This is a genomic window from Geodermatophilus sp. SYSU D00742 (assembly GCF_054049935.1).
Genome location: NZ_JBJGYJ010000005.1, coordinates 19,872 through 46,055, shown reverse-complemented (window position 1 = coordinate 46,055; position 26,184 = coordinate 19,872). Strand labels below are relative to the sequence as shown.

Below are 26,184 nucleotides of genomic sequence, written 5' to 3'. Positions count from 1 at the left end.
TGGAACGGCTCGTCACGCCGTACCGGGTGGAACCCCGTTCCCCGCCGGCCTCCCGGGCCCGGCGCGAGTCCACGATCCCGACGAGAGGTACCGAGATGACCGCGATCCCCGCCCCGGTCCTGATCTGGCAGTTCGGCGGCAAGCCGGGCAACCTGAGGGCGCAGAACTCCTACACCGCGCACAGCGGCTACAACCTCCTCTGCCGGTCGACCGGGTCCTACCTGACGTACGGGGAGCAGCCGGCGGGGATCAACCTCGCCTTCACGAGCAACCCCCAGGAGCGGAAGGTGCACCTCCGCCTGCCCGACGGCAGGGAGCGCGACGTCCTCACGGGTGAGGCGGTCTCGCTCGGCATCGGCGGCGGCGACGCCTTCCTCCACTACGCGGAGCGCACCGCCGGCATCAACCTCAAGTGGAGCGGGGCGCAGCGGCCGGAGTGGCGCATCTGGGGGCCGACCGGCGAGAAGGGCGAGCCCATCCCGACCGGCACGCCCGTCGCGCTGCTCAACGTCGCCGTCAGGCCGACGGCGGACTTCCTCGTGCACCTGGACCGCCATCCCGGGGTCGCCGACGTCGGCTGGACCAGCAGCCCGAACTGGTGGGGCTCCCTCGGCAAGCCGCTCGCCGGTCTGGTGGCCGAACTGCTCCTGTAGGGCGGGCGGGTCCCGACCGGAGCCCACGCCAGGGGTCCCCGCGCAGGCGGCGCGCGGGGACCCGCTCCGGACCCGCCGCCGCGCGGACCCCGCCGGCTCCGCCGTACGCCGGGCCGCGCGGTGTCGTGGCCGTGGGCACCGCCCCGCCGTTCGGTGACGGCGCGACGGGAGCGCCCGCGGGGGGTCGTCCACCTGCTGCGCGGACCCCCCAGCGGTGGCACGGTGGGGTGTGCGCAGTCGCGGACCGCTGGTGGGGTCGGCGCTCGCCGTCCTGGTCCTGTGCGGCTGCAGCGCCGAGGACCCCACGGCGAGCCCCGCCGCCGGCACGAGCCCGGCGACGGCCGACGCCGCGCCACCGGACCCGGCGCCACCGGACCCGGCTCCTCCGGACCCGGCGCCACCGGACCCCGCGCCACCGGACCCCGCGCCACCGGACCCGGCGCCCGATCCCGGGGCCGTCGCGGCGGCCGAGTCGGAGGAGGCCGCCCGCGAGGCCTCGGTCACCGTCTCGCCGACGGCCGTGGCCTGTGCCGACGTGGTCGACGCGCTCACCGACGCGGTGGCCCGCTACGAGGTCGCGGCGCTGGCCGAGGGCGGTGGCGGCGGGAACCGCGCGGCCGCCGCCGCGGAGATGCGGACGGCGTGGCGGCGGGCGCAGGAGGCCGCGAACCGGGTCGGCGGGGGGCTGCCCGCGGCGGCCGCACCGGCGATGGCCGCCGTCACGGTCCTGCACGACGGCCTCGCCACCCGCGTGACCCTCGACGAGAGCGACGCCGACCAGTGGCGGGACGCCCGGGAGGCGCTGCAGGAGTGGTGCCGGGCGCAGCCGTGACCGCGCCGGGCGCAACCCGGACCGCGGTCCGGCCGGGTAGCCCATGGACGCCGGGCCCGACGGCCGGCTCCGACGCGCCGTCGGGCCCCAGGCCCGGCTGCAGCGGGAGCCGGTGCCGTCACCAGCGGCCGGGACGGGGCGCTTCCGGCCCGCACGGGTCCGGGGTCGGTTCCTCGGGCGGGGTCAGCGCGCGGTGGTACTGGACGGCGGCCGTGACGGTGACCAGGAGCCAGGCGAGCAGGACCCAGACCGTCGCGGTCACGACTGCACCGGTCCGGCGGCCGGATCGGGCCGGCGGAGGACGGTGACGACCCCCTGCGCGGCGAGATCGGCCCGCACCCGCTCCGCCGTCCGGCGGCGGGTCTCGGCGCGCTGGCGCAGGACCGCCGCGAGGTGCGGGCTGGTGCACCTGGCGGCCCGCTGGTCGAGCACCGCCGCGGTCTCCACGTAGACGGCCAGCCGGCGCAGCAGCTCCACGATCTCCTGACGCGAGCGGGGCGACAGCCGGACCGGCGGGGCTGCCGGGGGCACGGGTCGCCCCGCCGCTCGGCCTGCGGACGCCGCGGGCGGGCTGGTGGGTCGGACGGCGCCGCCAGCGGTCACGGTCGCCACCTCCTCGCGGTCGGGGTCGGCTGTCACCGAGGAAGACGCGCCCGGGGCCGGCGGATGACGCGGAGCTCAGGAGGAGCGGCCGCGGCGGGCCATGTCGTAGCTGGCCAGCACCTCGACCAGGAAGTCCGACGCCGCGCGCGCGACCTGCGGCACCTCGTCGGCCGGGCCGTCCCGCAGCACCTCCGCCAGGACGACGTGGTGCACGTGGACGACGTCGAGCAGGCTGCGGTCGGCGGCGAGCGCGGTCCGGCCGAGCTGGTACCCGGCGGTCAGCACGGCCTCCTCCCGGCGGGCCAGGAAGCGCAGGAACGCGGCCCGGTAGTCGCGGAGGAGGTCCTCCTGTGCCGTCACGTCCCGGGCACCGGCGATGCCGCGAGGCGCCGGTCCAGCTCGGCCAGGCCCTCCTCCAGGTCCAGCGCGGTGGTGACCGTGCCGGTGTCCATGCCGAGCTCCACCATCGCGTACGCGACGTCGGGCTGGATGCCGACGATCACCGTCAGGGCGCCGCGCAGCCGGGCCATCTCGGCGATGTCGCGCAGCGTGCGCGACCCGAAGGAGTCCAGGACGTCCAGCGCGGCCACGTCGATGACGACGCCGCGGGCCCGGTCGGCGCCGATCCGCTCGACCAGGTCCCGCTGGAACCGCACGAGCTGCGAGTCGTCGAGGGCCGTGTGCACCGAGGCGATCAGGTAGGGGCCCTGCCGCAGGATCGAGAACAGCCGCGGGGCTGTCACGGCCCACCGGACCCGTTCTCACCGCGGGCCACGGTGTACCCCAGCAGCCGCTCGGCCTCCTCCAGCCCGCCCTGGAGGTCACCGATGGTGTTCATCTTCGACAGGTCGACCCCGATGGTGACCAGGGTCTGGGCGATCTCCGGCGACAGGCCGGTGATGATCACGCTGGCCCCCATCAGCCGGGAGGCGTCGACGGTCCGCACCAGGTGGTTGGCCACGGACTCGTCGACGTCCGGGACCCCGGTGATGTCGACGACGACCACCTTGGCGCGGTGGGTGCGGATCCCGCTGAGCAGCTGGACGGTCAGCTGCCGCGCCCGCTCCCGGTCCAGCACCCCGATGATCGGCAGGATGAGCAGCCGTTCCCGCACCGGCAGCACCGGCGTCGACAGCTCCCGGATGGAGTCCTGCTGCTGCCGGATGACCCGCTCGCGCTCCTCGACGAAGCTGACCGCGACGGTGTTGGCGATCCGGTTGGCGGCCGGCTCGTAGGCGTCGAGCACCCGGTTGAGCAGGGAGAAGTCCCGCTGGTACTTCTCGAACAGCGAGCGGGCCAGGACGTCGCGCAGCAGCAGCACGATCCCGACGACCTCGTGGGTCTCCACGCCGCGCGGGATGATCCGCTCGGACAGGTCGCGGGCGTAGTGCTGCAGCGCCTCCACGCTGCCGGTCTCCAGCACCTCGACGTAGTTGTCGTAGACCAGCGTGGTCTCCGCGCTCATCTCCTGCGAGGTCATCGCCTGCAGCAGGTGCGCCTCCTGGATGCGCCGGGCCCACTCCTGGCGCAGCCGCGTCCGGTGCTCGCGCAGGTGTGCGACCAGCTGGGGGAGCAGGCCCTCCTGGTCGGGGTGGCGACCGTCCACCGGAGCCGCGGTCACCGTCGGGTTCTCGTTCCGGGTCATGCCTCTCCCCGCCACTTGGTCATGGTCACCGTCGTGCCGCGGCCGGTCTCGGAGACCACCGCGAACTCGTCCATCAGCCGCCGGGCGCCGGGCAACCCCAGGCCGAGCCCCTGGTAGGTGCTGTAGCCGTCCTGCAGGGCCTGGTCGACGTCGGGGATTCCCGGGCCCGCGTCGCGGGCCACGATGGAGATGCCGCAGCGCGGCTCCTCCACCTCCGCCACCACGACCTCCCCGGAGTCGGCGAAGCGCACGATGTTGCGGGCCACCTCGGACACCGCGGTGGCGATCAGCGTGATGTCGGTGGGGGAGAACCCCAGCCGCGTGGCCAGCTCCCGGGCGGCCTGGCGGGCGGCGACGATGTCGGCGTCGGCGCGGACGACGACCCGCACGGCGTCGTCCCGCGAGCGTCCCCGCTCCATGAGCGGCGTGGACAGCCGGGCGCACACGGCGCACTCGAGCAGGTGGCGGGCGGCGTCCACCTCGCGCTGGCGGCGACGCTCACCGCTGGAGAGGGCCAGCAGCACCGGCCGGCAGCGCTCGGTGGGCGGCTCGACCCGCTCGGACACCAGCAGGTACTCCACGCGCAGCCGGGCGCGGGCCCGGTTGAGCTGCGCGGCGACGGCCCCGGCGGTGGACCCGAGCTCGACGGCCAGGGAGCGGGTGTCCCGGCCGTCGACCTCGTGCGCGAGCAGCGTCGTCCGCTCCCGCTCGGACAACCGGGTCAGCGCCTCGGCGACGGCGGCGCGGTCCTCCCCGGCGAGGAGGTCCTCGTCCGGCGCCGGCGGTGGCCGGAGGTCGACGACGCGGTGCTGGTGCCGCCGCTGCCGGTCCTGGTCGCGCCACATGGAGGCGACGACGTTGCGCGCCGTGACGATCGCGTAGGGCTCGAGCATCCCGGGCTCGATCCGCCCCGCCGCGGCCAGCACCCGGGCCAGGGTCTCCTGCACCAGGTCGTCGGCGGTCGCCTGGTCCGGCACCCTGGAGGCGACGACCCGGCGGACGAGCGGGATCAGCGCCGCGACGTCCGGAGACCCGCAGCCCTCATCCGGGGAGCCCACCGGCCCGACGGCCGTCATCCGCCGGACGGTACCCCCGGAGCAGCGGTCCGGCGCGCCGGCGGGGCACGGTCCCGGTCCCTCGCTGCCCGGACGCCACCGCCGGCGGCGCATGCCGGGCGGGACGGCGGCGGGGGCCCTCACCTGGTCGGGGAGGTCGCGTGCGGGGCTGCACCGAGTGCACCGAGCGGCCCCGGCCCTCAGCCGTCGAGGGTGTCGGCGAGGGCGGCCAGCCAGAGCGTGACGGCGTGCGCACCCGGGTCGGGGTGACCCACCGCCCGGGCCCCGAGGTAGCTGGACCGGCCCAGCCTCGCCTGCACCCCCGCCGTCGCCCGGGTGCCCTCCTGCGCCGCCGTCACCGCCCGGCGCAGCGCCTCCAGAGGAGCCGGCCCGTCGGCCACGCCGCGGGCGAGGGCGTCGGCCGCGGGGCGCAGCGCGTCGACCATCGTGCGGTCACCGGGCTCCGCGCCGCCGATCTCCTGCACGCCGTCCACGGCCGCGGTGAACGCCGCCGACCACTCCGCGGCGCCGGCGGGGCCGTCGTCGGGCAGCGTCGCCGCGGCGCGCATCAGCATCGCCGCGTACAACGGCCCCGAGGTGCCGCCCACCGACCGGCGGACGCTCGCCGACGCCGCCCGCAGCACCGCGGCGGGCCCGTCCTGACCGGGGTAGGTGGCCACGTCCTCCAGCAGCTGCCGCGCGCCGCGCGCCAGGCTGGTGCCCATGTCGCCGTCCCCGACCTCCCGGTCGAGGTCGGTCAGCTCCTCCTCGGCCTCCAGCAGCCGGGTCGCCACCGCCTCCAGCGCGCGCCGCAGCGGATCACCGGGGCCCAGCTCGCCGCCCGCCGCGGGGACGCCGGTCTCCGGCACCTCGACGGTGCCGGGCTCGGCCGGAGGGGTGCCCCCGTGCGCGGACCACGCCGGTGCGGTGGTCGGGGCGTCCAGGGCGGCCAGGACGTCGTCGTCGACCGGCAACAGGCTCAGCGAGCAGCCGGCCATGTCCAGCGCGGTGAGGAAGCTGCCGACCCAGACGCGCTCCACGACCAGCCCGCGGCGACGCAGGTCGGCCAGCGCCGCCCGGGCCATGAGGTCCAGCTCGAGGGGCGGGGTCGCCCCCAGCCCGTTGACCAGCAGGGCGACGCGGGTGCCCTCGCCGTGGCCGCCGTCGGCGACGATCCGGTCGAGCAGCCCGGCGGCGATCTCGTCGGCGGAGCGGGCCGGGGTGCGCTCGACCCCGGCCTCGCCGTGGATGCCCAGCCCCCACTCGATCTCGTCGTCGGCCAGCTCGAACGACGGCCGGTCGGCGCCGGGCACGGTGCACGCCGACAGGGCGACCCCCATCGTCCGCACCGCGTCGGCCGCGGCCCGGGCGCGGGCCGCCACCTCCGCCAGCGGCAGGCCGGCCTCCGCCGCGGCGCCGGCGACCTTGTGCACCAGGACCGTGCCGGCGATCCCGCGGCGCCCGGCACCCACGCTGGCCGCCAGGGCGACGTCGTCGGCCACCACGACCACCTCGACCGGTGTGCCCTCAGCCCGCGCGAGCTCCGCGGCCAGGCCGAAGTTCAGCCGGTCCCCGGTGTAGTTCTTCGCGACGAGCAGCACTCCGGCCGGCGACGCCACGGCCCGGACGGCGGCCAGCACGGCGTCCACCGACGGCGAGGTGAACACCTCGCCGGCCACCGCCGCGGTCAGCATCCCGGCCCCCACGTAGCCGGCGTGCGCGGGCTCGTGGCCGGCGCCGCCGCCCGACACCACGGCGACCTGCCCGGCGTCGCGCACCGCGGCGACGTCGCTGCGCACCGCCGTCGTCCAGCCGGCGAGGCGCGAGGTGCCGGCCACCGCCCCGGTGAGGCCGTCGAGGGCCTCGGCGACGACGGTCCGGGGCTCGTTGATCAGCTTGCTCATGGGATGGTCTCCTCGACGGACTCGGGAACGGGGGAGCGCACGGAGACGACGGGGAGGGAGCCGACGTGAGCGGGTCGCAGCCACACCGCGAGAAGCTGCCGGTGACCATCGACCGCGAGGCGTACACCCCCGCGTACCTGTCCCTGGTCTCCAACGCCCTGTCGTGGGGTTCGACGTTCCAGTACATGCGCCGCTTCGGCGTGGGCGTGAACGACTGGCGGGTCGTCTCGGCGCTCGGCAACCACCCCGGCGCGACCGCTGGGGAGGTGTGCACGGTGCTCGGGCTCAACAAGTCGGTGGTCTCGCGCAGCGTGGCCGGCCTGACCGAGCGGGGTCTGGTGACGATCGAGCGGGCCGACGGCCAGCGCCGGCTCTACCTGACCGCAGACGGCGTGGCCCTCCACGACCAGCTGCTGCCCCTGGCCCTGGAGCGGGAGCGGTGGATGCTGCGTGGCTTCTCGGACGAGGAGCTGGGCCAGCTGCGCGACTTCCTCCGCCGCATGCACGACAACATCTCCGAGGCGGCCGACGCGCCGGTCGGGGACGCGGACGCCGCCTTCGAGGACGGACCCCTGGAGCCCTCCCCGGAGCGGTGACCGACGGGACGCCGGCGGCATCGGTCCTCCTCGGTCGGGGTCGTCGCGGTCGCTGCGCCGCCGGAGTTGACATTGCAACCACGACGCTGCGCGAGCTTGACAGGGCGTCCCCGGGACTGTCCACTACCCCGAGTTGATATAGCAACTCGTTACCTCGGTCACGCCCCTGGAGCCCAGTCATGACCAGCACCGCCGGACGGCCCGTCGTGGACGTCGACCCCTTCAGCCGGGAGTCCCTGGCCGAGCCCCTGCGCGTCGACACCCTGATCCGCGAGACCGCGCCCGTCGTGTGGCTGCCCGCCCACCAGCTGTGGGCGACCGGGCGGCACGACCTGGTGGAGCAGGTGTTCAAGGACTGGGAGCGGTTCACCTCCACCGCGGGCACGGGGGTGACCAACACCCGCCGGGCCGAGAACTGGCGCGAGCCCAGCGTGCTGCTGGAGGCCGACCCCCCGGACCACACCCCCCGCCGGGCGGTCATGACCCGGGTGCTCGGCCCCGCCGCCGTCCGGCGGCTGCGCGCGGACTTCGCGGCGACCGCCGAGCGGCTGGTCGACGAGCTGGTCGACCGCGGCGAGTTCGACGCCGCCACCGACCTCGCGCAGGCCTTCCCCCTCACGGTGCTGCCCGACGCCGTCGGCTTCGTGCCGGAGGGGCGCCGGCACCTGCTGCCGTACTCGAACCTCAACTTCCAGGCCATGGGGCCGCGCAACGACCTCTACGAGGAGGCCGTGGAGCTGGCCGGCGACTCGCCCGCCTACGTGGCCTGGCAGATGCGGCGGGAGGCGCTGCGGCCCGACGGGCTGGCCGCGGACATCTTCGCCGCCGCCGACACCGGGGAGGTCACCGAGCACGAGGCCGCGATGATGGTCCGCTCGATCCTGTCCGCCGGCGTCGACACCACGATCTACGGCATCGGGCTGACCCTGCGGTCGCTGATCGAGAACCCCGACCAGTGGCAGCTGCTGCGGGAGAACCCCACGCTGGCCCGCTTCGCCTTCGACGAGGGGCTGCGCCACACCGCCCCGAGCCCGATCATCGGGCGGACGACGAACGTCCCGGTCGAGCTCGGCGGGATCCCGCTGGGGGCCGACGAGAAGGTGCTGCTGTTCCTCGGCGCGGCCAACCGCGACCCCCGCCGGTGGGAGGACCCGGACGCCTTCCGGATCACCCGCCGGGCCACCGGTCACCTGGCGTTCGGCACCGGCGTCCACGGCTGTGTCGGCTCGCTCATCGCCCGGCTCGAGGCCGAGTGCCTGCTCGCCGCGCTGGCCCGCCGGGTCGAGCGCCTCGAGCTCACCGGCGAGCCCCGGCTGATCGCCAACAACTGGCTGCGCGGACTGCAGTCGCTGCCCGTCCGTGCCCACGCCGCCTGACCGTCCCCGCACCACCCGACCCCTCGTCGACCAACGGAGGTACGACATGAGAACCCCCACGCGCACGCTGCTGGCCGGCCTGGCCGTAGCCACGCTCACCCTGTCCGCCTGTGGCGGGGACGGCGACACCGCGGACAGCGCCGCCAGCCCGAGCAGCGGCGAGCTGCAGACGGTCACCGTCGGCGTCGTCCCGGTCGTCGACGTCGCCTCGCTCTACGTCGGCGAGGCCCAGGGCTTCTTCGCCGACCGCGGCATCGAGCTCGACATCCAGTTCGGCACCGGGGGCGCCGCGCTCGTGCCCGGGCTCATGAACGACTCCTACGACTTCGTCTACGCCAACGTCGTCACCCTGCTGCAGGCCCGCGACGAGGGGCTGCCCCTGGCCGCCGTCGCCGAGGGCGGCCGGTCGACCGGCGAGGAGGGCGCCGACCACGGTGGGGTCCTCGTGCCGGAGGCCAGCGACATCCAGGACGCCGGTGACCTGGCCGGGCGCCGGGTGGCGGTCAACGCGCTGCTCGGCCTGCACGAGCTGACCACCCGGGCGGCGGTCGAGGCGGCCGGCGCGGACCCGGAATCGGTGGAGTTCGTGGAGCTGCCGCTGCAGGACATGGCCGGTGCCATGGCGGCCGGCCAGGTCGACGCGATCGCCACCAGCGAGCCCTTCCTCGGCGTCGCCAAGGCCCAGGGCAACCGCCTGGTCGCCTCGCAGTTCGTCGAGACCGACCCCGACTTCATCACCGCGCTGTACGTGACGACGGAGCAGAGGACCCAGGAGGACGCCGAGCTGGTCGAGGCGTTCACCGCCGCGGTCGAGGAGTCGATGGAGTACGCCGCCGGGCACCCCGACGAGGTCCGGGCCGAACTGCCCAACTTCACCCAGATCGACCCGGCGCTGATCCCGACCATGGTGCTGACCCGGTTCAGCAGCGACCTGCCCCGCGAGCCGCTGGAGCGGGTCGCCCAGGTCGCCGAGGAGAACGGTGTGCTCGAGGACGGCGCCGCCGCGCTGGACGGGTTGCTGGCCCACCACGAGCAGGGCTGAGCGCCCGCCGGCCGGGCGACCGGGGCGGGGACACGCACGTCGGTGCGGGTCCCCGCCCCACGTCGCATGATCGGTCCGCACCGCGAGGAGGGCACCGGATGGAGCGGACGCCGCACGGCGCCGAGCTGGGGTTGGGGCTGGCCGCCGTCGGCCGGCCGGCCTACATCACCGCCGGCCGGGACGCCGACCTGCCCGCCGACCGGTCACCGGACGCGCTCCGGGCCCGGGCGCACGAGCTGCTCGACGCCGCCTCGCGGCTGGGCGTGCGCTACGTGGACGCTGCCCGCTCCTACGGCCTGGCCGAGGAGTTCCTGGCCTCGTGGTTGCGTGGCCGGGCCGGGCCGCCGCCGTTCGTCGCGAGCAAGTGGGGGTACCGCTACACGGCCGGCTGGCGCCCCGACGCGGTACGGCACGAGGTCAAGGACCACGGCCTGCCCATGCTGCGCGCGCAGCTCGAGGAGTCGCGGGGCCTGCTGGGCCCGTGGCTGCGCCTGTACCAGGTGCACTCGCTGACGCTCGACAGCCCGCTGTGGGACGACCGTGCGGTGCTGGCGGAACTGGCCCGCGTCCGCGACGGCGGCGTCGAGGTCGGGCTGTCGACGTCCGGCCCCGGGCAGGCCGACGCGGTCCGGAGGGCGCTGGACGTCGTCGTCGACGGGCGGCCGCTGTTCAGCAGCGTGCAGAGCACCTGGAACCTGGCCGAGCCGTCCGTGGGCCCGGCACTGGCCGAGGCGCACGCGGCCGGGCGGCGCGTCGTGGTCAAGGAGGCCCTGGCCAACGGCCGGCTCACCGATCGCGGCGTCGCCGCCGGCAGCCGGCTGGCACAGGCGGCCCGGGAGCACGGGGTGGGCGTGGACGCGCTCGCCCTGGCCGCGGCGCTGACCCGCCCGTGGTCCGACGTCGTCCTCAGCGGCGCGGTGTCGGTCGAGCAGCTCACCGCCAACGTGAGGGCACGGGACCTGGCCGGCGCCCCCGGTGCCGACGACCTGCTCTCGAGCCTGCTCGAACCACAGGACCCGCACCGGTACTGGGCCGAGCGCAGCCGGCTGCCGTGGCGGTGACTCCCCCGACAGGGTGAGGTGGCGCTCCCGGAGCCGGGGCCCCGGCTGTGCCATCGTGACCGGCGTGCGAGGGACGACCCGGTGAGTGACGCCGCCGTCGTCCTCGTCGCCGCCGTCGCCGGGCTGCCCGTCGGCCTGCTGGCCAACCGCGCCGCGGGCCGGTTCCCGTGGCCGGCGGGGGTCCGGCTGGGCGAGGTCCTCGCCCCGGGCGCGGCCGCCGTCCCACGACCGCTGCTCGAGGTCGGCACCGCACTGCTGTTCGCGCTGGTCGGCCTGGCGTTCGGGCTCTCGTGGGAGCTGCCGGCCTTCCTCCTCCTGGCCGGCGCCGGGGTCCTGCTCGCCGTCGTCGACCTGCGGGCCCGCCTGCTGCCGAACCGGGTGGTGCTGCCGACCCTCGCCGCCGGGGCGGCCCTGCTCGTGCTGCCGGCCGCGCTGGACGACGCCTGGCCGGCCCTGCTGCGCGCCGTCCTCGGGGCGGCGGCGCTGTTCGCCGTCTTCCTCGTCCTGGCCCTGGCCTCGCCGGGGGCACTGGGGATGGGGGACGTGAAGCTGGCCGCACTCGTCGGCCTCCACCTCGGCTGGCTGGGCTGGGGCCCGCTGCTCGGCGGGGCGCTGACGGGGTTCGTCGTGCAGGCGGTCGTGGCGCTCGGCCTGCTCGCCGCGCGGCGGATCGGCCTGCGCGGGGAGCTCCCCTTCGGCCCGGCCATGCTGGCCGGCGCGGCCGTGGCGATCGGCTGGTCCGCGTTCCTTCCCTGACGGGGTGAGACGCACCAGACAGCGGGCGCCCGGGTCCCGTGTGGGTCGCGCGGTCCCCGTCACCCAGCGTGCTCCCCGCCCGGCGGCGTTCACCCCGAGGAGGGGCGTGTGTCGGCCGACGGGGTGCATCCCCCTCAAGTCGGCGCGCCTCCTGCCCGACTGAGGTCCCGAAGCCGCGAGGCCGGGTCACCCGATCCGGACCGGCCGGCTCCGTTCCCCCAAGGAGTACCCGTGATCAACCCGCTCGCGACCCTCGTCACCCTCGTCGCCCTGGCCAAGGACCGCCTGGAGCGCGAGGAGAAGGGCGCCACCGCCGTCGAGTACGGCCTCATGGTCGGCCTCATCGCCATCGCCATCATCGGTGCGGTCATGTTCCTCAGCGACGAGCTCTCCGGCCTCTTCGACAGCATCGGCGGCGAGCTGGAGGAGGCCAGCACCCCCGCCCCCTGACCACGACACGCCGCGGCGCGGCAGCCCCGTCCCCCCGGGGCTGCTGCGCCGCGGCACACCGGCCGGACACACGACCAGGGAGGAGGTGGGGGACCGTGCGCAACCGGGTGCTCGACGAGCGCGGCGCGGCCGCGGTGGAGTTCGCCTTCATCGTCCCCCTGCTGCTGGTCCTGGTCCTCGGCATCGCCGAGTTCGGCCGGGCCTTCCAGGTGCAGGGGACGATCTCGGCCGCCGCCCGCGAGGGCGCCCGCGTCATGGCCCTGCAGAACGACCCGGCCGCGGCGCGCACCGCCGTCCGCGACGCCGCTCCCACGCTCGACCCGGCGATCTCCGACGCGCAGATCGCCGTCACGCCGGCCGCCTGCCCCATGACGGGCGCCGGCTCTGCGAACGTGCGCGTGACCATCGACTACCCGATGCCGTTCCTGACCGGCTTCTTCGGGGCGACCGTCGACCTCACCGGGACGGGGGTCATGCGGTGCAACGGCTGAGGAGGGACCGCACTGCCCACCACCGCCCGGTGGAGGAGCCCGTCCTCCCCGCCCGTCGCGGGCTCAGGGCGGTGGCCGGCACGGGGCCGCGGGGCGGGCGGACGACCGTCCGGGGGCGGCTGGCCGACGAGCGGGGCGCGTCGGCGGTGCTCATCGCGCTGCTGCTGGTGCCCCTGCTCGGCTTCACCGCGATCGCGGTCGACATCGGCGCCCTCTACGCGGAGAAGGCCCGGCTGCAGACCGCGGCCGACGCCGCCGCGCTCGCCGTCGCCCAGGACTGCGCCCGCGGTGCGTGCGGCGACATGCAGGCGACCGCGCAGAGCATGGTCGACGCCAACACCGGTGGCGCCGACGCCGCCCCGCCCGTCCTGGCGTCGGACCCGCACCGGGTCACCGTCTCCGGCCGCACCCCGCAGGAGCACTGGTTCGCACCGCTGATCGGGCACGACGCGACGACCGTCTCGGCCACCGCGACGGTGGCCTGGGGCGGCCCCAGCGGGGGCACCGCCGTGCTGCCGCTCGCCTTCTCCTGGTGCGAGTTCGAGCAGCAGACGGGAGGCGGGCTGCCCTCGGGCACCACCGAGCACACCGTCTACCTGACCAAGTCCTCGGAGACGGTGGACTGCACCGGGCCGTCGGAGAACATCGTCCCGGGGGGCTTCGGGTACCTGGTCAGCGACCCGGGCGACTGCCGGGCCTCCAGCGCGGTCGCGGAACGTTCGTACTCCTCGACCGGGAACACCCCGCCCAGCGAGTGCTCCGCCGGCCACTTCGCCTCGTGGGTGGGGCGGACCGTCCTGCTGCCGATCTTCGACCAGTTCGGCGGGACCGGGAACAACGCCTGGTACCGCGTCTACGGCTACGCGGCCTTCCGGCTGACCGGCTACCACCTGGGCGGCCAGTTCAGCTCCAGCCCGCAGCCGTGCGGCGGCAGCCAGCGCTGCGTGACCGGCTACTTCACCCGCTTCGTCGACCTCGGCGAGGCCTTCGACTACGACTCCGATGCCCCCCAGCTGGGCGCCTGGGTCCTCCGACTCATCCGATAGGGGCCACTCGTGAGACGCCGACTGCTCGCCGCCCTCGCGGCGCTCGTCCTCGCCGTCGCCGGCACCGCGGTCCTCCTGACCTACGTGCGGGGTGCCGACGCCCGCGCCCTGGCCGGGGTGCGCACCGTGGAGGTGCTCGTGGTCGACCAGGTGGTCCCCGAGGGGACGCCGGGCGACCAGCTCGGCGAGCTCGTGCGCACCGAGCAACTGCCCGCGAAGGCGGCCGCCGAGGGGATCGTCACCGACCTGTCCGCGCTGGCCGGCCAGGTCGCCACGGTCGACCTCCAGCCTGGTGAGCAGCTGCTGTCCACCCGGTTCGCCGCCCCCGAGGACCTCGGCGTCCCCGGCACCGTCCCGCCGCCCGCGGGCACCTCCGAGGTCAGCATCCGGCTCGAGGCGCAGCGCGCCGTCGGGGGCCGGCTCGCGGCGGGGGACGAGATCGGCGTCTACGTCTCCATGGACCTCGAGAACGACGCCGGCAAGAAGATCGGCGCCACGCACGCGACCCTGCACGGCGTCCTGGTGACCCAGGTCCAGGGCGCCCCGGCGCAGGCGACCGACGGCGGGACGGAGACGGTCTCCTCGGGCAGCGTTCCCGAGGGCGACCTCGTCGTGACGGTCGCGGTGCCGGCACGGGACGCCGAACTGGTCGTCTTCGGCATGGAACACGGCCGCGTGTGGCTGGCCCTCGAACCCGAGGGCGCGGACTCCGGCGGCACCAGGATCGTCACCCAGGGCAACGTGTACGGCGACGTGCTCGCCGGCCTCGGCAGCGTCTACGGAGGTACCGAGTGAGCGAGCGTGCGACCGCACCGGTGGACGGAGCGGCCCGGCCGGTGCCGGCGACCAGCGCCGGCGAGGAGCGGGCATGAGCCGCGTGGTCCTGGCCGCCGCCGACGACGACCTGGCCACGCGCGTGCACGCCGCCGCCGACGGCGACGTGCAGGTGCTGCCGCCCGGCCGGCTGCCCGGCGACCCGGCGCGGCTGTTCGAGCAGCTGCTCGACGGCGAGCTCCCCGACGTCCTGCTCATCGGCCCGCTGGCACCGCCGCACGAGGTGCTCACGCTGGCCCAGCGGCTCGACGTCCAGTGCCCCGGCATCAGCGTGGTGCTCCTGGCCCAGCCGTCGGCCGAGATGCTGCAGGCCGCCATGCGCGCCGGCATCCGCGACCTGCTGGCGCCCGGTGCCGGCAGCGAGGAGATCCGTGCCGCCGTCGAGCGCGCCGGCTCGGCCGCGGAGGGCCGGCGTCGGGTGCTGCGACCGGTGGAGGAGACCGCCCGCTACACGGGGCGGGTCATCACCATCGCCTCGCCCAAGGGCGGGGTGGGCAAGACGACGATCGCGTCCAACCTCGCCCTCGGCCTCACCGCGGCGGCGCCGCAGTCGACCGTGCTGGTCGACCTCGACGTCCAGTTCGGTGACGTCGCCTCGGCGCTCGGCCTGCTGCCCGAGTACACGCTGCCGGACGCCGTCCACGGCCCGGCCAGCGAGGACACCATGGTCCTCAAGACCTTCCTCACCCAGCACCCGAGCGGGCTGTACGCGGTCTGCGGCGCGGAGTCGCCGGCCGCCGGCGACACGGTCACCGGCGCCGACGTCACCCGGCTGCTCACCGCGCTGGCGCGGGAGTTCCGCTACGTCGTCGTCGACACCGCGCCCGGACTGTCCGAGCAGACCCTCGCGGCGCTGGACCGCGCCACCGACGTGGTCATGCTCAGCAGCATGGACGTCCCGGGCGTGCGGGGGCTGCGCAAGGAGCTCGACGTGCTGCGGGAGCTGTGCATGATCCCGGCGGGCCGGCACGTGGTCATGAACCTCGCCGACCCCAAGGGCGGGCTGTCGGTGCGCGACGTCGAGACGGCCATCGGCACCGGGGTGGACGTCGTCATCCCCCGCTCGGCCGCGGTGCCGCCGTCGACCAACCAGGGCGTGCCGATCCTCGCCAGCGGCCGCAAGGACCCCGCGGTCAAGGAGCTGCGCCGGCTGGTGTCCCGGTTCGCCGCGACCCCGCTGATGAAGCCGGGCCGCTACCGCGCCAAGCACCGGGCGGCGTCGTGAACCTCGCCTCCCGCCTCGCGGCGGCGCAGGGCCGGCACGCCCCGGCCGACGTGCCGGCCGCGCCCACCGTCGTCCCGCAGCCCCGGCCCGTGACCCCGGCCCTGTCCTCGTCCCCACCCACCCCGCCCGGCGACGCGCTGACCAGGCTCAAGGACCGGGTCGCCAAGGCGCTGTTCGAGCGCATGGGCAACCGGATGAACGACCCGACGCTGTCCGAGGAGGCGCTGCGCACCATCGTGCTCGGCGAGCTCGACGAGGTGGTCGAGGACGAGCGGGTCCCGCTCAGCACCGAGGAACGGCAGCGGCTGACCGCCGAGCTCGCCGACGACGTGCTCGGGTTCGGACCGCTGCAGCGGCTGCTCGACGACCCGACGGTCACCGAGATCATGTGCAACGGACCGGACAACGTCTACGTCGAGCAGGGCGGCAAGCTGGTCCGCTCCGGTGCCCGGTTCACCTCCGAGGAGCACCTGCGCCGGGTGATCGACCGCATCGTCTCCCGGGTGGGGCGCCGCATCGACGAGTCCTCGCCCCTGGTGGACGCCCGGCTGGCCGACGGCTCCCGGGTCAACGCCATCATCCCGCCGCTGGCGTTCAGCGGGTCGACGCTGACCATCCGGAAGTTCGCCAAGGACCCGTTCGGCGTGGACGACCTCATCGGCTTCGGCACGCTGAGCCCGGAGATGGCCGAGCTGCTGCATGCCTGCGTCGAGGCCCGGCTGAACATCATCGTCTCGGGGGGCACCGGCACGGGGAAGACGACGCTGCTGAACGTGCTCTCCTCCTTCATCCCCGAGGACGAGCGGATCGTCACCATCGAGGACGCCGTCGAGCTGCAGCTCCAGCAGGACCACGTGGTCCGGCTCGAGTCGCGGCCGCCCAACATCGAGGGCAGGGGCGCGGTCACCATCCGGGACCTGGTCCGCAACTCGCTGCGGATGCGGCCGGACCGCATCGTGGTGGGGGAGTGCCGAGGCGGTGAGAGCCTGGACATGCTGCAGGCGATGAACACCGGCCACGACGGCTCGCTGTCGACGGTGCACGCCAACTCCCCGCGCGACGCCATCGCCCGGCTGGAGACCCTCGTCCTCATGGCCGGCATGGACCTGCCGCTGCGTGCCATCCGGGAGCAGATCGCCTCGGCGGTGGACGTCGTCGTCCAGCTGACCCGGCTGCGCGACGGCACCCGCCGGGTCACCCACGTGACCGAGGTGCAGGGCATGGAGGGGGAGACGGTGACCCTCCAGGACGCCTTCCTCTTCGACTACTCCGCCGGCGTGGACGCCGGCGGCCGGTTCCTCGGCAAGCCGGTGGCCACCGGCATCCGCCCCCGGTTCACCGACCGCTTCGACGAGCTCGGCATCACGCTGTCCCCGCGGGTGTTCGGGGTCGTGGAGCCGGCGCGGCGGGGGTGGGCCTGATGTCCCCGGCGCTGCTGCTGGCCGGCCTGCTCGCCCTCACCGGGGCCCTGCTGCTCGTCGCGCTGGTCGTCCTGCCGGCCGGGTCCACGCGGGTGCCGCTGAGTCGACTGGACCCCTCCGTCACGCCGCCGGCCTCGGCGCTGGCCGGCGCCTCGGCCGCGGCGGGCGCCGCGGTCGAGCGGGCCCTGACCCGCCGCGGCCGGGTGGCGTCGGGCGCGGCGGCCCTGGAGCGGGCGGGGCTGGCGATCGCGCTGCCGGACCTCGTCCTGCTGGTGGGGCTGGCGACCGTCGTCCTCGGGGCGCTCGGGCTCCTGCTGGGCGGCGTGCTCGTGGGCCTCCTCCTGGCGGTCCTGGCCCCGGCCGGCGCCCGGCTGCTGCTGGCCGTGCGCACCGCCCGGCGGCGGACGGCCTTCGCCGACCAGCTCGACGACTCGCTGCAGCTCATGGCCAGCAGCCTGCGGGCCGGGCACAGCCTGCTGCGCGCGGTGGACGCGGTCGCCCTGGAGGCCGCGGCGCCCACGTCGGAGGAGTTCGCCCGCATCGTGAACGAGACGCGCGTCGGCCGCGACCTCGGCGACGCCCTCGACGAGGTGGCCGAGCGGATGGGCAGCGACGACTTCCGGTGGACCGCCCAGGCCATCGCCATCCACCGCGAGGTCGGCGGCAACCTCGCCGAGGTGCTCGACACCGTCGGGCACACCATCCGGGAGCGCAACGCCATCCGCCGGCAGGTCAAGGCCCTCTCGGCCGAGGGCCGGCTGTCCGCGGTGGTGCTCATGGCGCTGCCGTTCGGCGTCACCGGCTTCATCGCCACGGCCAACCCCGAGTACCTCGCGACCTTCACCGAGAGCCTCGCCGGCTACCTCATGCTGGGCGTCGCGGCGGTCCTGCTGGTCGTCGGCGGCCTGTGGCTGAAGAAGACCGTGGCGATCCGGTTCTGATGCCGCCGACCCCCGTGCTCGCGGCCGCGCTGGCCGTCGCCCTCGCCGTCCCGCTGCTGGGCTGGGCGCTGCTGGCCCGCCCACAGGACGCCGCCGGCCGCGCCCGGTCCAACCTGACCCGCGGCCTGGACCTGCCCGGTGCGGCCGCCGCCCGACCGCGCCCGGCGCTGCTGCCACGGCTGACCGGTGCCCTCACCCCGGCGGGGACGGTGGCCCGGCTCAACCGGCTGGCCGCCACGGCCGGCCGCCCCGCGGAGTGGCCGGTGCCCCGGCTGGTGGCCGCCAAGCTGGTGCTCGCCGCCGTCGCCGCGGCGCTCGGTCTGCTGGTGGTGACGGCCCGCCCCGGGCCGCTGACCGTGCTCCTGGCCGTCGTCGTGACCGGCGTGGCCTACGTCGTCCCCGAGCTGCTCCTCTACAGCCGCGGTCAGGAGCGGCAGCAGGCGATCGCCCTCGAACTGGCCGACACCCTCGACCAGATGACCATAGCGGTGGAGGCGGGTCTGGGTTTCGAGTCGGCCATGGCGCGGGCCGGGCGCAACGGCCGCGGCCCGCTGGCCGAGGAACTGGTACGGACCCTGCAGGACATCGGCGTCGGGCAGCCCCGCCGGGAGGCCTACCTGGCGCTGGCCGAGCGGACGGCGGTGCCCGACCTGCGCCGCTTCATCCGCGCGGTGGTCCAGGCCGACGCCTACGGCGTCTCCATCGCCGACGTGCTGCGCACCCAGGCGGCGGAGATGCGGCTCAAGCGGCGGCAGCGGGCCGAGGAGAAGGCCATGCAGATCCCGGTCAAGGTGATCTTCCCGCTGATCCTGTGCATCCTGCCGACGCTGTTCATCGTCCTGCTCGGCCCCGCGGCGATGGACATCGTGGACGCGTTCAGCGATTGAGCGCGGTGTGGGAGTGCGGGGGGACCCGCACTCCCACACCGCGCCGCGCGCAGCGGTCAGCCGCCCTTCTTGTGGGAGCCGCTGGAGCGCGGCTGCGCGGGGTTGGTGGGGTCGCCCTGCGACGGCGGGTTCATCGCCGGGCCGCTGGTGGCCTCGGAGACCTTGGAGCCGGCCGTGGCGGGCACCGGGTCGTCGACGGCCGCGGCGGCCGGGTCGCCCCCGGAGGGCTGGGCGCCCTCGCGCAGCGAGCTCAGGCGGTTCTCCATGATCGTCACCACCTGCAGCCGGTTGGCGTGGGCGCGCTCGTACTCCAGCAGCGTCTCCAGGCCCGTCGCGTCCAGCGTGCGGATCCGCGAGGTGAGGCCGTCGACCGGCAGGTGGTCGTAGTCGGGCAGCGGCAGCTGGTCGTGTTCGGTCATGGCAGCCCGCCTACCCCTGCCCTGCGGATCCGACACCGGGTGTGAGGGGACGGTCGGTGGGTAGGCGGCGGAGGCGGGAGTGCCCGGCCAGGGCCCCGCGGTCCTTCTTCCGCCTGCGATCGAGGAGTGGTCCCCACCCCATGGACGTGTCCTTCCTGGAGCCGGTCTTCAGCGCCTCCGGGCCCTACGCCACCGTGTGCGCCGACGTCACGCACACCACCGAGAACGCCGACACCGAGGTCGAGCTGCGGGTCCGCGCCATCGCGGAGAAGCTCACCGAGCAGGGCGCGCCGGAGGGGGTCGTCGAGGCGGTCCGCAGCCGGCTGCTCGAGGCCAACGCCGGCGGGGAGATCGCCACGCTGCGCGGCCGGGCCCTGGTCGTCGCGGCCGACGGCAGCGTCGTCCTCGACCAGCCGCTGATCGACGCGCCGCGGCAGGAGGTGGCGGAGTGGGCGCCCCAGGCCGACCTCCTGCCGGTCCTGCGCCAGCTGCCGGGCCGGGTCCCGCACATCGTCGTCCTCACCGACCGCGTCGGTGCCGACATCACCTACGTCGGGATGCCCGGCCAGGAGGGCGAGGAACAGCAGGTCGAGGGGGACAGCTTCCAGATCCGCAAGTTCCAGGGCGGCGGCTGGGCGCACCACCGCTACCAGCACAACGCCGAGAACAAGTGGGTCCACAACGCCGACGAGGTGGCCTCGCACATCGCGTCGATGGTGCGGCGGCTGTCGCCGCGCTTCGTCCTCATGGCCGGCGACATGCGGGCCCGGCAGATCCTCCTCGACCGCGCCAGCGACCTGTGGAAGGACCTCATCGTCTCCATGGACGAGGGCGGGCGCGCGGCCGGCGCCGACCGCGACCCGGTCGACCGGCGGGCCGCCGAACTGGTCGCCGAGCACGACGCGCACGAGCAGGCGGACGTCGTCGAGAAGATCGCGTCGGCCGGCGCGCACGGCCTGGCGGTCACCGGCACCCCCGCGGTCGTGGAGGCGCTGCGCAAGGGCCAGGTCGAGACCCTCGTCCTGGCCGACCAGCCCGACGAGGCGACGCTGCTGGTGGGCAACTCGCCCCTGGAGCTCGGCGTCGACCAGCACGACATGGACGCCCTCGGCACCCACGGCACCGTCGTCCCGGCCGACCGGGCGCTGCTGGCCGCCTCGGTCGCCAGCAGCGCCGGCGTCGTCGTGGTCCCGCGCGCGGCGATGCCGGAGGACGTCCCGGTGGCCGCGATCCTCCGCTACACCGACGAGTCCACGCCGTCGGCGCAGTGACCCACACCCTGACGACGAAGGAGCTCCCATGACCGACCCGCACACCCCCGCCACCTCGCCCGGCACCACCGAGGCCGACGTCGAACGCCGCGCGGCGATCGCCGAGGCCCTCGGCAAGGAGGTGTGGCCCGCCGACCGCGACACGCTGGTGGCGAAGGCGCAGGAGGGCAACACCCCCGACCGGGTGCTGTCCGACCTGCGCCGGCTGCCCGAGGGGCAGCAGTTCGCCAACGTGCAGGAGGTCGCCCGCGCGCTGGGCATCGGCACGGAGCAGGAGCGCTTCTGACATGACGACGAACAAGGAGCCCAGCCCCGAGGCGCTGGCCAACGTCACCGAGGGCAACGTCCGCACCCGGTCCCAGCTGCTGCCCGAGGAGGAGGAGCTCCAGGGCAGCGGCATGGAGGAGGTCGCCGCCGAGGTGATCCTCGCCGAGTCCGAGGAGCGGACGGTCCACACCGACCCCGACGACGCGCAGGGCGCGCACCGGCAGTCGGCCGAGACCGCGGACCTGCCCTGACCGCCCACGAGCACGAGGTCCAGCTGCGCTGGTCGGACCCCGACTCCCTCGGCCACGTCAACCACGCGCGCGCCCTGTCGCTCATCGAGGACGCGCGGCTGGCGATGGCCGAGGGGGCGCCGGGGGACGGCGGCGTCATCCTGGCCCGGCTCGAGGTCGACTACCTCCGCCAGCTGTACTACCGCGTGCGCGAGCGGTTGTGCGTGCGCAGCACCGTCACCCGGCTCGGCACCAGGTCCGTCACCGTCCGCCAGGAGCTGTTCCAGGACGGCGAGGTGGCCATCCGGGCCGACGTCGTCATGGTGCTGTTCGACTTCGGCACCGACACCAGCCGGGCGATGAGCGACGCCGAGCGGGCCCACTGGTCGCAGTTCACCCCCGCCTGAGCCGGTGGCGCTCCCGGCCCCACCGAGCCGTGCCACCGGGTGTGATCGGACGGCGCGCCCGGGGTAGGCCAGCGCCATGCCGAAGACGACCAAGAAGGGCACCGCCAAGCAGGACGAGCTGCCGAGCACGCTGCAGCGTTCCCCGAAGAAGGCGCAGCGGACCTTCACCAAGGCCTACGACTCGGCCATGGAGTCCTACGACGACGAGCAGCGCGCCGCCCAGACCGCCTGGGCGGCGGTCAAGCACAGCTTCGAGAAGGTCGGCGACCGCTGGGCGGCCAAGGAGGGCGGCAGGAAGGGCCCGTCGGACGCGCAGGCCGCCGGCGGCCGGGACACGAACAGGCCGACCAAGGGCGGCGTCGACGCCAACGCCTCCAAGGACCACCTGCTCGAGCTGGCGAAGAAGCTGGATGTCTCCGGCCGCTCGAAGATGAAGAAGAAGGAACTCGTCGACGCCATCCAGAAGGCCAACGGCAAGAAGACCGCCGAGGCGCGCAAGAAGGGGAGGTGACCGGTCAGGTGCCGGGGATCAGGAGGAACTCCGTCTGCCGGTCGCCGAGGTAGGTCACGCCCTCGTCGGTCAGGGCGATCCCCTCCTCCAGGGCGATGCGCACCGGCTGGCCACCCCACTCCGGCACCGCCACCCGCACGCAGAGCTCCAGGGCGTAGACGGTGTCGGGGTGCAGCACCCGGTCGCCGGCGCCGGGCACGCCGTCCTGGTCGTCCCACAGGCCGATCGCCGGGCCGGCGCCGTGGCCGTGGAAACCGACCGGGTGGGAGTAGACGTCGCCGTCGATGCCCTCCACCGCGGCGGCGGCCCGGGTGGCGGCCAGCACCTCGTTGCCGGTGCGGCCCACGAGCAGCTCGGCCGTCGTGAGGTCCTGCAGCCGGGTGCCGGTGGCCAGCGCCCGGCGCAGCCCGGCCGGGGCGTCGCGCTCGCCGGGGCGCAGCACGTACCCGGTCCGCTGGCTGTCCGACCGCAACCCCAGGCTGGACGCCCCGACGTCGCAGTGCACGAGGTCGCCCGGCCGCACCGGGGAGTCGTAGGGGACGGCGGGCAGCAGGGCGCCGCACTCCTCGACCGGGGGCACGCCGGCCCGCTGCAGGTCGACCACCGGGTGGAACCAGGGGTCGACGCCGAGGTCGGTCAGCCGCTGCCGGATCCACCAGGCGAGGTCGGTGGCGGTGGTGTCGCCGACGGTGAGGACGGCGGGGGAGAACGCCTCCTCGACGACGTCGCCGACGAGCCGGTTGAGCCCGTGCAGCGCAGCGATCTCCTCGGGCAGCCGCGTCTCCAGCCAGCTCACCGCGAGCTCCTCGGCCGACACCAGCCGGTCGGCGTAGGGGCCCAGGGCCTCGGTGAGCTGCCGGTGCTCGGTGTGCGAGAGCCCGTCGGCCAGCGCGAAGTCCGCCGACACGTCGATCCCGATGCGCCGCGGACCGGCCTGCTCCACGATCCGCCGCACCTCGGCCCACTGCGCCTGCTCGGCCGGCCGGTCCCCGGCGTCCTCGGGGGACCAGGCCGGCAGGAACTGGCCCACCGGGTAGCGGGAGGCCGCCGCCGCGGTGACGCCGTCGTCACTGCGGTGCAGCACCAGGATCGTGCGCCGCCGCGCGGACAGCCACGTCGCCGGCAGCAGCGTGGCCAGCACCGGGTCCTCGTTGTACTCGCGCCCCACCACGAGCCACAGGTCGATGCCGGCCCGGTCCATGAGACCGGGCAGCAGGTCCAGCACCCGCTGGGTCAACCACCGGTCGCGGACGTCGGCCTGCTCGCGCAGCGGCAGCGGCACCGTGCGGGTCGGGTCCGGCGCGACGAGGGTCATGAGGACAGGGAAGCAGAGAACCGGCGTCCCCACCGGTCGAACGCCGGAGGCCTCCTGTACGACCCCGCCGCGGCCCGCCGTCAGGCGGGCTCGCCGGCCGCCGGGAGGTGGTCCCCGGCGGTGCGCTGCCGCGGCAGGACGGCGGCCACCCGGTCGCGACCGGCCTGCTTGGCCTCGTACATGGCGCCGTCGGCGCGGTCGATGAGCCGCCACGCGGCGGCCACGGCGTCCTCGCCGTCGACCGGCCGGACCAGCGCGATGCCGATCGAGGCGGTGACCGAGTGCCCGGCGGGACTGCGGCTGGCGGAGACCGCCGACCGCAGCCGCTCGGCCAGCTGGCCGGCCTCCGCCGGGTCGCTCACCAGGCCGAGGACGACCAGCTCCTCGCCACCGATGCGGGCCAGCACGTCGGTGGGGCGGACGGTGGCCGACAGCGAGGCGGCGACCGCGCGCAGCACGGCGTCGCCGGCGGCGTGCCCGTGGGCGTCGTTGAGCCGCTTGAAGTGGTCGAGGTCGAGCACCATGGCCGCCACCCGGGTGCCCTCGCGGCGGGCCTGACGCCACACCCGCGGGGCGTGCTCGACGAGGTGCCGGCGGTTGGCCAGGCCGGTGAGCGGGTCCTGGTGGGACAGCGCCTGGGTCGCCTCCAGCAGCCGCTGCACGCGGCGGCGCAGCACGTAGACGCCGAACGACGCGGCGTTGAGCACCCCGGCGGCGATCGCGAGCTGGAGGACGATCCCCAGCGGGGAGTCCCCGGCGTGGGTCAGCGCGATCGCACAGGAGAGGACCGTCATCACCATGCTCACCCCGACCATCCACGGACCGAGGAACCAGGCCGCGACGAAGGACGGGAACAGGAGGAGCAGCGGCGGAGCGTGCCGGGGCTCCTCGATGCTGAGGACGGCGACGACGTAGACCACGTGGCCCAGGAGCACCAGGCCGAAGGTCGCCCAGGGGCCGGCCCGCTGCCGCACCGCCAGCGGCAGGGAGACGCCCAGGCAGGTGAGCATCACGACGGCGTACCAGACCCGCGCGGTGCCCGGGTGCACCGTGCCGTCGACCAGCAGGGCCACGGAGCCGACCAGCCCGCCGAGGAAGGTGAGGACGGCGAGGGTCATCACGGCCACCCGGTGCTCCGGACCCTGGCTCACCGCGGGACCGGTCAGGCCGCTCGGTGTGTCGGTGTCCTTGCGTCGCCACCCGCTCACGCAGCCAGCATGCCCTACCCGCCGTGGTGACCGCATCGCCCGACGTCGCCGGTTTCACCCACGGGTGCGCCGACGGCCGGTGGACTGCGCCCCGAGCACGGTGCCAGGGTGGCCGCCATGTCGCACCCGGAGCCGGGGCTGGTCGTCGTCCGCACCCTCGCCGAGCACCCGATGGTCGCCAACGGCGAGACCAGCGCGCTGCGCATGGTCGCGCCCGGGTCGGTCACCGCCGGTCGCTACGGCCTGGTCGAGTACTCGGTCGCGCCGCGCAGCCGGGGTGCCGCCCCGCACTACCACTCGACGTTCTCCGAGGCCTTCTTCGTCCTCTCCGGGGAGCTCACGGTGTACGCCGGCGGCGCCTGGCGGCCGCACACCGCCGGGGACTTCGCACTGGTCCACGAGCGCGGCGTCCACGGCTTCCGCAACGACGGCGACGAGCCGGTGTCCTTCCTCATCCTGTTCGCGCCCGGCATCGCCCGGGAGCACTTCTTCGCGGAGATGGCCGAGCTGCGGCGCAGCGGCCGGCAGCTGTCCCCCGAGGAGATGACCGCGTTCTACGCCCGGCACGACCAGGTGATGGTCGACGTCTGACCGGAGGCCGCGCCGGGTGGCAGGGTGGGTGCGACCAGCCGATCGTGAGGAGGCCGCACATGGCGCAGGGACCGTGGTTCTACTGCCTCAAGCACCACACCGTCGAGGACAGGAACGGCTGCGCGGAGCGGCACCGGCTCGGCCCGTACGCCACCCGCGAGGAGGCCGAGCGCGCCCTGCAATCGGTGGCCGAGCGCGAGGAGCGGCTGACCAACGAGGACCGTGCCTGGGAGGGCGACTGAGGGAGGGCCCCTCCCCGTTCGCACGCCCCGCCGGGGCCTCGGGGCGGGGCCGCCCGCCCGCCCGGGCATGATCGACCCCGGGACGCCGGGCGGTCCGGTGCCCAGGAGGTGGCGACGTGGCAGACGGACGTTCGGTGGAGGACCTGGTCGTCGGGGTGCTCGGCGGTACCGGCCCCCAGGGACGCGGGCTCGCCGTCCGGCTGGCCGCCGCCGGACAGCGGGTGCTGCTCGGGTCCCGGGACCCGGAGCGGTGCACCCAGGTGGCCGCCGAGGTCGCCACCCGGGCGGCCGCCGCGGCGGGGGGCGTGGAGGTCTCGGTGCAGGGCGGGTCGAACGTCGACGTCGCCGGGGCCGCTGACGTCGTGATCGTGGCGGTGCCCTTCGCCGGGCACGCCGACACCCTCGCCGAGCTGGCCACCCCCCTGGCCGGGAAGGTCGTCGTCGACTGCGTCGTCCCGATGGCGTTCGACGAGCTGGGCGCCTACGTCCTCGACGTGCCCGAGGGGTCGGTGGCCCAGCAGGCCGCGGCCCTGCTGCCCGACTCGCACGTGGTCGGCGCGTTCCACCACCTGTCGGCGGTGCTGCTGGAGGACCTCTCCAGGCCCACCCTGGACGGCGACGTCATGGTCGTGGGCGACGTGCGCGAGGCGACCGACACGGTGCAGGCGCTGGCCGGCCGGCTGCCGGGGATGCGCGGGGTCTACGCGGGCCGGCTGCGCAACGCCCGCCAGGTGGAGGCGCTCACCATCAACCTGGTGTCGGTGAACCGCCGGTACAAGGCGCACGCCGGCATCCGCATCACCGACGTCTGACCGCGCCGCGGGCGTCGGCTGCCCTGCCGGCGCCCTCCGGGCTCTGCGGGCGGCATCCCGCCCGCAGAGCACCGGTTCCGCCGGCGGAGCGGG

The 26,184-nt window shown here is 75.4% G+C and carries 33 protein-coding genes; 23 read left to right on the top strand and 10 right to left on the bottom strand.

The window, feature by feature from the left end; genetic code table 11:
* The first annotated feature begins 95 nt into the window (after positions 1 to 95).
* Together ACI78V_RS05035 and ACI78V_RS05030 are read left to right on the top strand one after the other, a co-directional pair.
* Positions 96 to 653, top strand: a complete 558-nt coding sequence (locus ACI78V_RS05035; RefSeq protein ID WP_456849533.1) for a hypothetical protein — start codon at positions 96 to 98, stop codon at positions 651 to 653.
* A gap of 229 nt (positions 654 to 882) precedes the next feature.
* Positions 883 to 1,485 (top strand): hypothetical protein, encoded by a 603-nt coding sequence (locus ACI78V_RS05030; RefSeq protein WP_456849531.1) that lies wholly within the window; start codon positions 883 to 885, stop codon positions 1,483 to 1,485.
* Between the two features lie 118 nt (positions 1,486 to 1,603).
* On the opposite strand, the gene ACI78V_RS05025 is transcribed toward ACI78V_RS05030, so the two are convergent.
* From ACI78V_RS05025 to dhaL, 7 genes are all read right to left on the bottom strand, one after another.
* Positions 1,604 to 1,747 carry a hypothetical protein gene (locus ACI78V_RS05025; protein ID WP_456849529.1) on the bottom strand — a complete coding sequence of 48 codons (144 nt, stop codon included), beginning with the start codon at positions 1,745 to 1,747 and terminating at the stop codon, positions 1,604 to 1,606.
* Positions 1,744 to 2,016, bottom strand: a complete 273-nt coding sequence (locus tag ACI78V_RS05020; RefSeq protein WP_456849527.1) for a hypothetical protein — start codon at positions 2,014 to 2,016, stop codon at positions 1,744 to 1,746. Before ACI78V_RS05020 ends, ACI78V_RS05025 begins: the two co-directional genes overlap by 4 nt.
* 147 nt (positions 2,017 to 2,163) lie before the next feature.
* On the bottom strand, positions 2,164 to 2,448 hold the full coding sequence (locus tag ACI78V_RS05015) for a phosphatase RsbU N-terminal domain-containing protein (RefSeq protein ID WP_456849525.1): 285 nt from the start codon (positions 2,446 to 2,448) through the stop codon (positions 2,164 to 2,166).
* Positions 2,445 to 2,831 (bottom strand): STAS domain-containing protein, encoded by a 387-nt coding sequence (locus tag ACI78V_RS05010; RefSeq protein WP_456849524.1) that lies wholly within the window; start codon positions 2,829 to 2,831, stop codon positions 2,445 to 2,447. The genes ACI78V_RS05015 and ACI78V_RS05010 overlap by 4 nt, the downstream gene beginning before the upstream one ends.
* Positions 2,828 to 3,733: an STAS domain-containing protein gene (locus tag ACI78V_RS05005; RefSeq protein WP_456849522.1), complete on the bottom strand. Its 906-nt coding sequence runs from the start codon at positions 3,731 to 3,733 to the stop codon at positions 2,828 to 2,830. Before ACI78V_RS05005 ends, ACI78V_RS05010 begins: the two co-directional genes overlap by 4 nt.
* Entirely contained in the window at positions 3,730 to 4,809 is a 1,080-nt protein-coding gene (locus ACI78V_RS05000) for a sigma-70 family RNA polymerase sigma factor (RefSeq protein WP_456849520.1), read from the bottom strand. Before ACI78V_RS05000 ends, ACI78V_RS05005 begins: the two co-directional genes overlap by 4 nt.
* 179 nt (positions 4,810 to 4,988) lie before the next feature.
* Positions 4,989 to 6,692: a dihydroxyacetone kinase subunit DhaL gene (gene dhaL / locus ACI78V_RS04995; protein WP_456849519.1), complete on the bottom strand. Its 1,704-nt coding sequence runs from the start codon at positions 6,690 to 6,692 to the stop codon at positions 4,989 to 4,991.
* A gap of 65 nt (positions 6,693 to 6,757) precedes the next feature.
* Between dhaL and ACI78V_RS04990 the strand changes: the two genes are divergently transcribed.
* From ACI78V_RS04990 to ACI78V_RS04930, 13 genes are all read left to right on the top strand, one after another.
* The gene (locus ACI78V_RS04990; protein ID WP_456849517.1) at positions 6,758 to 7,288 is read left to right on the top strand and encodes a MarR family winged helix-turn-helix transcriptional regulator; all 531 of its coding nucleotides are present in this window, start codon (positions 6,758 to 6,760) and stop codon (positions 7,286 to 7,288) included.
* Between the two features lie 179 nt (positions 7,289 to 7,467).
* On the top strand, positions 7,468 to 8,664 hold the full coding sequence (locus tag ACI78V_RS04985) for a cytochrome P450 (protein WP_456849515.1): 1,197 nt from the start codon (positions 7,468 to 7,470) through the stop codon (positions 8,662 to 8,664).
* A gap of 46 nt (positions 8,665 to 8,710) precedes the next feature.
* The gene (locus ACI78V_RS04980; protein ID WP_456849513.1) at positions 8,711 to 9,706 is read left to right on the top strand and encodes an ABC transporter substrate-binding protein; all 996 of its coding nucleotides are present in this window, start codon (positions 8,711 to 8,713) and stop codon (positions 9,704 to 9,706) included.
* Positions 9,707 to 9,804: 98 nt separating this feature from the next.
* Positions 9,805 to 10,767: an aldo/keto reductase gene (locus ACI78V_RS04975; protein ID WP_456849511.1), complete on the top strand. Its 963-nt coding sequence runs from the start codon at positions 9,805 to 9,807 to the stop codon at positions 10,765 to 10,767.
* Positions 10,768 to 10,848: 81 nt separating this feature from the next.
* Positions 10,849 to 11,523, top strand: a complete 675-nt coding sequence (locus tag ACI78V_RS04970) for a prepilin peptidase (RefSeq protein ID WP_456849509.1) — start codon at positions 10,849 to 10,851, stop codon at positions 11,521 to 11,523.
* 231 nt (positions 11,524 to 11,754) lie between these two features.
* Positions 11,755 to 11,973, top strand: a complete 219-nt coding sequence (locus ACI78V_RS04965) for a Flp family type IVb pilin (RefSeq protein WP_456849507.1) — start codon at positions 11,755 to 11,757, stop codon at positions 11,971 to 11,973.
* A 95-nt stretch (positions 11,974 to 12,068) separates the two neighbouring features.
* Complete coding sequence (locus tag ACI78V_RS04960; RefSeq protein ID WP_456849505.1) at positions 12,069 to 12,464, top strand: TadE/TadG family type IV pilus assembly protein; 396 nt, start codon at positions 12,069 to 12,071, stop codon at positions 12,462 to 12,464.
* A gap of 29 nt (positions 12,465 to 12,493) precedes the next feature.
* Positions 12,494 to 13,510, top strand: coding sequence for a pilus assembly protein TadG-related protein (locus ACI78V_RS04955; RefSeq protein ID WP_456849503.1), 1,017 nt, complete (start codon positions 12,494 to 12,496; stop codon positions 13,508 to 13,510).
* A 9-nt stretch (positions 13,511 to 13,519) separates the two neighbouring features.
* Positions 13,520 to 14,305: a Flp pilus assembly protein CpaB gene (cpaB, locus tag ACI78V_RS04950; RefSeq protein ID WP_456849501.1), complete on the top strand. Its 786-nt coding sequence runs from the start codon at positions 13,520 to 13,522 to the stop codon at positions 14,303 to 14,305.
* Positions 14,306 to 14,378: 73 nt separating this feature from the next.
* Entirely contained in the window at positions 14,379 to 15,569 is a 1,191-nt protein-coding gene (locus tag ACI78V_RS04945) for an AAA family ATPase (protein WP_456849500.1), read from the top strand.
* Positions 15,566 to 16,990 (top strand): CpaF family protein, encoded by a 1,425-nt coding sequence (locus ACI78V_RS04940; protein WP_456849498.1) that lies wholly within the window; start codon positions 15,566 to 15,568, stop codon positions 16,988 to 16,990. The genes ACI78V_RS04945 and ACI78V_RS04940 overlap by 4 nt, the downstream gene beginning before the upstream one ends.
* Positions 16,990 to 17,931, top strand: coding sequence for a type II secretion system F family protein (locus ACI78V_RS04935; protein ID WP_456849496.1), 942 nt, complete (start codon positions 16,990 to 16,992; stop codon positions 17,929 to 17,931). The genes ACI78V_RS04940 and ACI78V_RS04935 overlap by 1 nt, the downstream gene beginning before the upstream one ends.
* Positions 17,931 to 18,818: a type II secretion system F family protein gene (locus ACI78V_RS04930; protein WP_456849494.1), complete on the top strand. Its 888-nt coding sequence runs from the start codon at positions 17,931 to 17,933 to the stop codon at positions 18,816 to 18,818. Before ACI78V_RS04935 ends, ACI78V_RS04930 begins: the two co-directional genes overlap by 1 nt.
* A 56-nt stretch (positions 18,819 to 18,874) precedes the next feature.
* Here the strand turns inward: ACI78V_RS04930 and ACI78V_RS04925 are convergent, their stop codons facing one another.
* On the bottom strand, positions 18,875 to 19,237 hold the full coding sequence (locus ACI78V_RS04925; protein ID WP_456849493.1) for a hypothetical protein: 363 nt from the start codon (positions 19,235 to 19,237) through the stop codon (positions 18,875 to 18,877).
* 140 nt (positions 19,238 to 19,377) lie between these two features.
* Between ACI78V_RS04925 and ACI78V_RS04920 the strand changes: the two genes are divergently transcribed.
* From ACI78V_RS04920 to ACI78V_RS04900, 5 genes are all read left to right on the top strand, one after another.
* Positions 19,378 to 20,508, top strand: coding sequence for a baeRF2 domain-containing protein (locus ACI78V_RS04920; RefSeq protein WP_456849491.1), 1,131 nt, complete (start codon positions 19,378 to 19,380; stop codon positions 20,506 to 20,508).
* Between the two features lie 28 nt (positions 20,509 to 20,536).
* Entirely contained in the window at positions 20,537 to 20,794 is a 258-nt protein-coding gene (locus ACI78V_RS04915; RefSeq protein ID WP_456849489.1) for a DUF2795 domain-containing protein, read from the top strand.
* A 1-nt stretch (position 20,795) separates the two neighbouring features.
* Entirely contained in the window at positions 20,796 to 21,026 is a 231-nt protein-coding gene (locus ACI78V_RS04910; RefSeq protein WP_456849487.1) for a hypothetical protein, read from the top strand.
* Positions 21,023 to 21,412 (top strand): acyl-CoA thioesterase, encoded by a 390-nt coding sequence (locus ACI78V_RS04905; RefSeq protein WP_456849767.1) that lies wholly within the window; start codon positions 21,023 to 21,025, stop codon positions 21,410 to 21,412. Before ACI78V_RS04910 ends, ACI78V_RS04905 begins: the two co-directional genes overlap by 4 nt.
* A 76-nt stretch (positions 21,413 to 21,488) precedes the next feature.
* Complete coding sequence (locus ACI78V_RS04900; RefSeq protein WP_456849485.1) at positions 21,489 to 21,923, top strand: ChaB family protein; 435 nt, start codon at positions 21,489 to 21,491, stop codon at positions 21,921 to 21,923.
* 4 nt (positions 21,924 to 21,927) lie between these two features.
* On the opposite strand, the gene ACI78V_RS04895 is transcribed toward ACI78V_RS04900, so the two are convergent.
* Positions 21,928 to 23,238, bottom strand: coding sequence for a M24 family metallopeptidase (locus ACI78V_RS04895; protein WP_456849483.1), 1,311 nt, complete (start codon positions 23,236 to 23,238; stop codon positions 21,928 to 21,930).
* Between the two features lie 80 nt (positions 23,239 to 23,318).
* Entirely contained in the window at positions 23,319 to 24,446 is a 1,128-nt protein-coding gene (locus tag ACI78V_RS04890) for a diguanylate cyclase domain-containing protein (RefSeq protein WP_456849481.1), read from the bottom strand.
* A 117-nt stretch (positions 24,447 to 24,563) separates the two neighbouring features.
* Between ACI78V_RS04890 and ACI78V_RS04885 the strand changes: the two genes are divergently transcribed.
* The 3 genes from ACI78V_RS04885 (at position 24,564) to npdG (ending at position 26,091) form a co-directional block, all read left to right on the top strand.
* Entirely contained in the window at positions 24,564 to 25,037 is a 474-nt protein-coding gene (locus ACI78V_RS04885) for a cupin domain-containing protein (protein ID WP_456849479.1), read from the top strand.
* A 59-nt stretch (positions 25,038 to 25,096) separates the two neighbouring features.
* The gene (locus tag ACI78V_RS04880) at positions 25,097 to 25,279 is read left to right on the top strand and encodes a hypothetical protein (protein WP_456849477.1); all 183 of its coding nucleotides are present in this window, start codon (positions 25,097 to 25,099) and stop codon (positions 25,277 to 25,279) included.
* A 116-nt stretch (positions 25,280 to 25,395) separates the two neighbouring features.
* Entirely contained in the window at positions 25,396 to 26,091 is a 696-nt protein-coding gene (gene npdG / locus ACI78V_RS04875) for an NADPH-dependent F420 reductase (RefSeq protein WP_456849475.1), read from the top strand.
* Positions 26,092 to 26,184 lie beyond the last annotated feature (93 nt).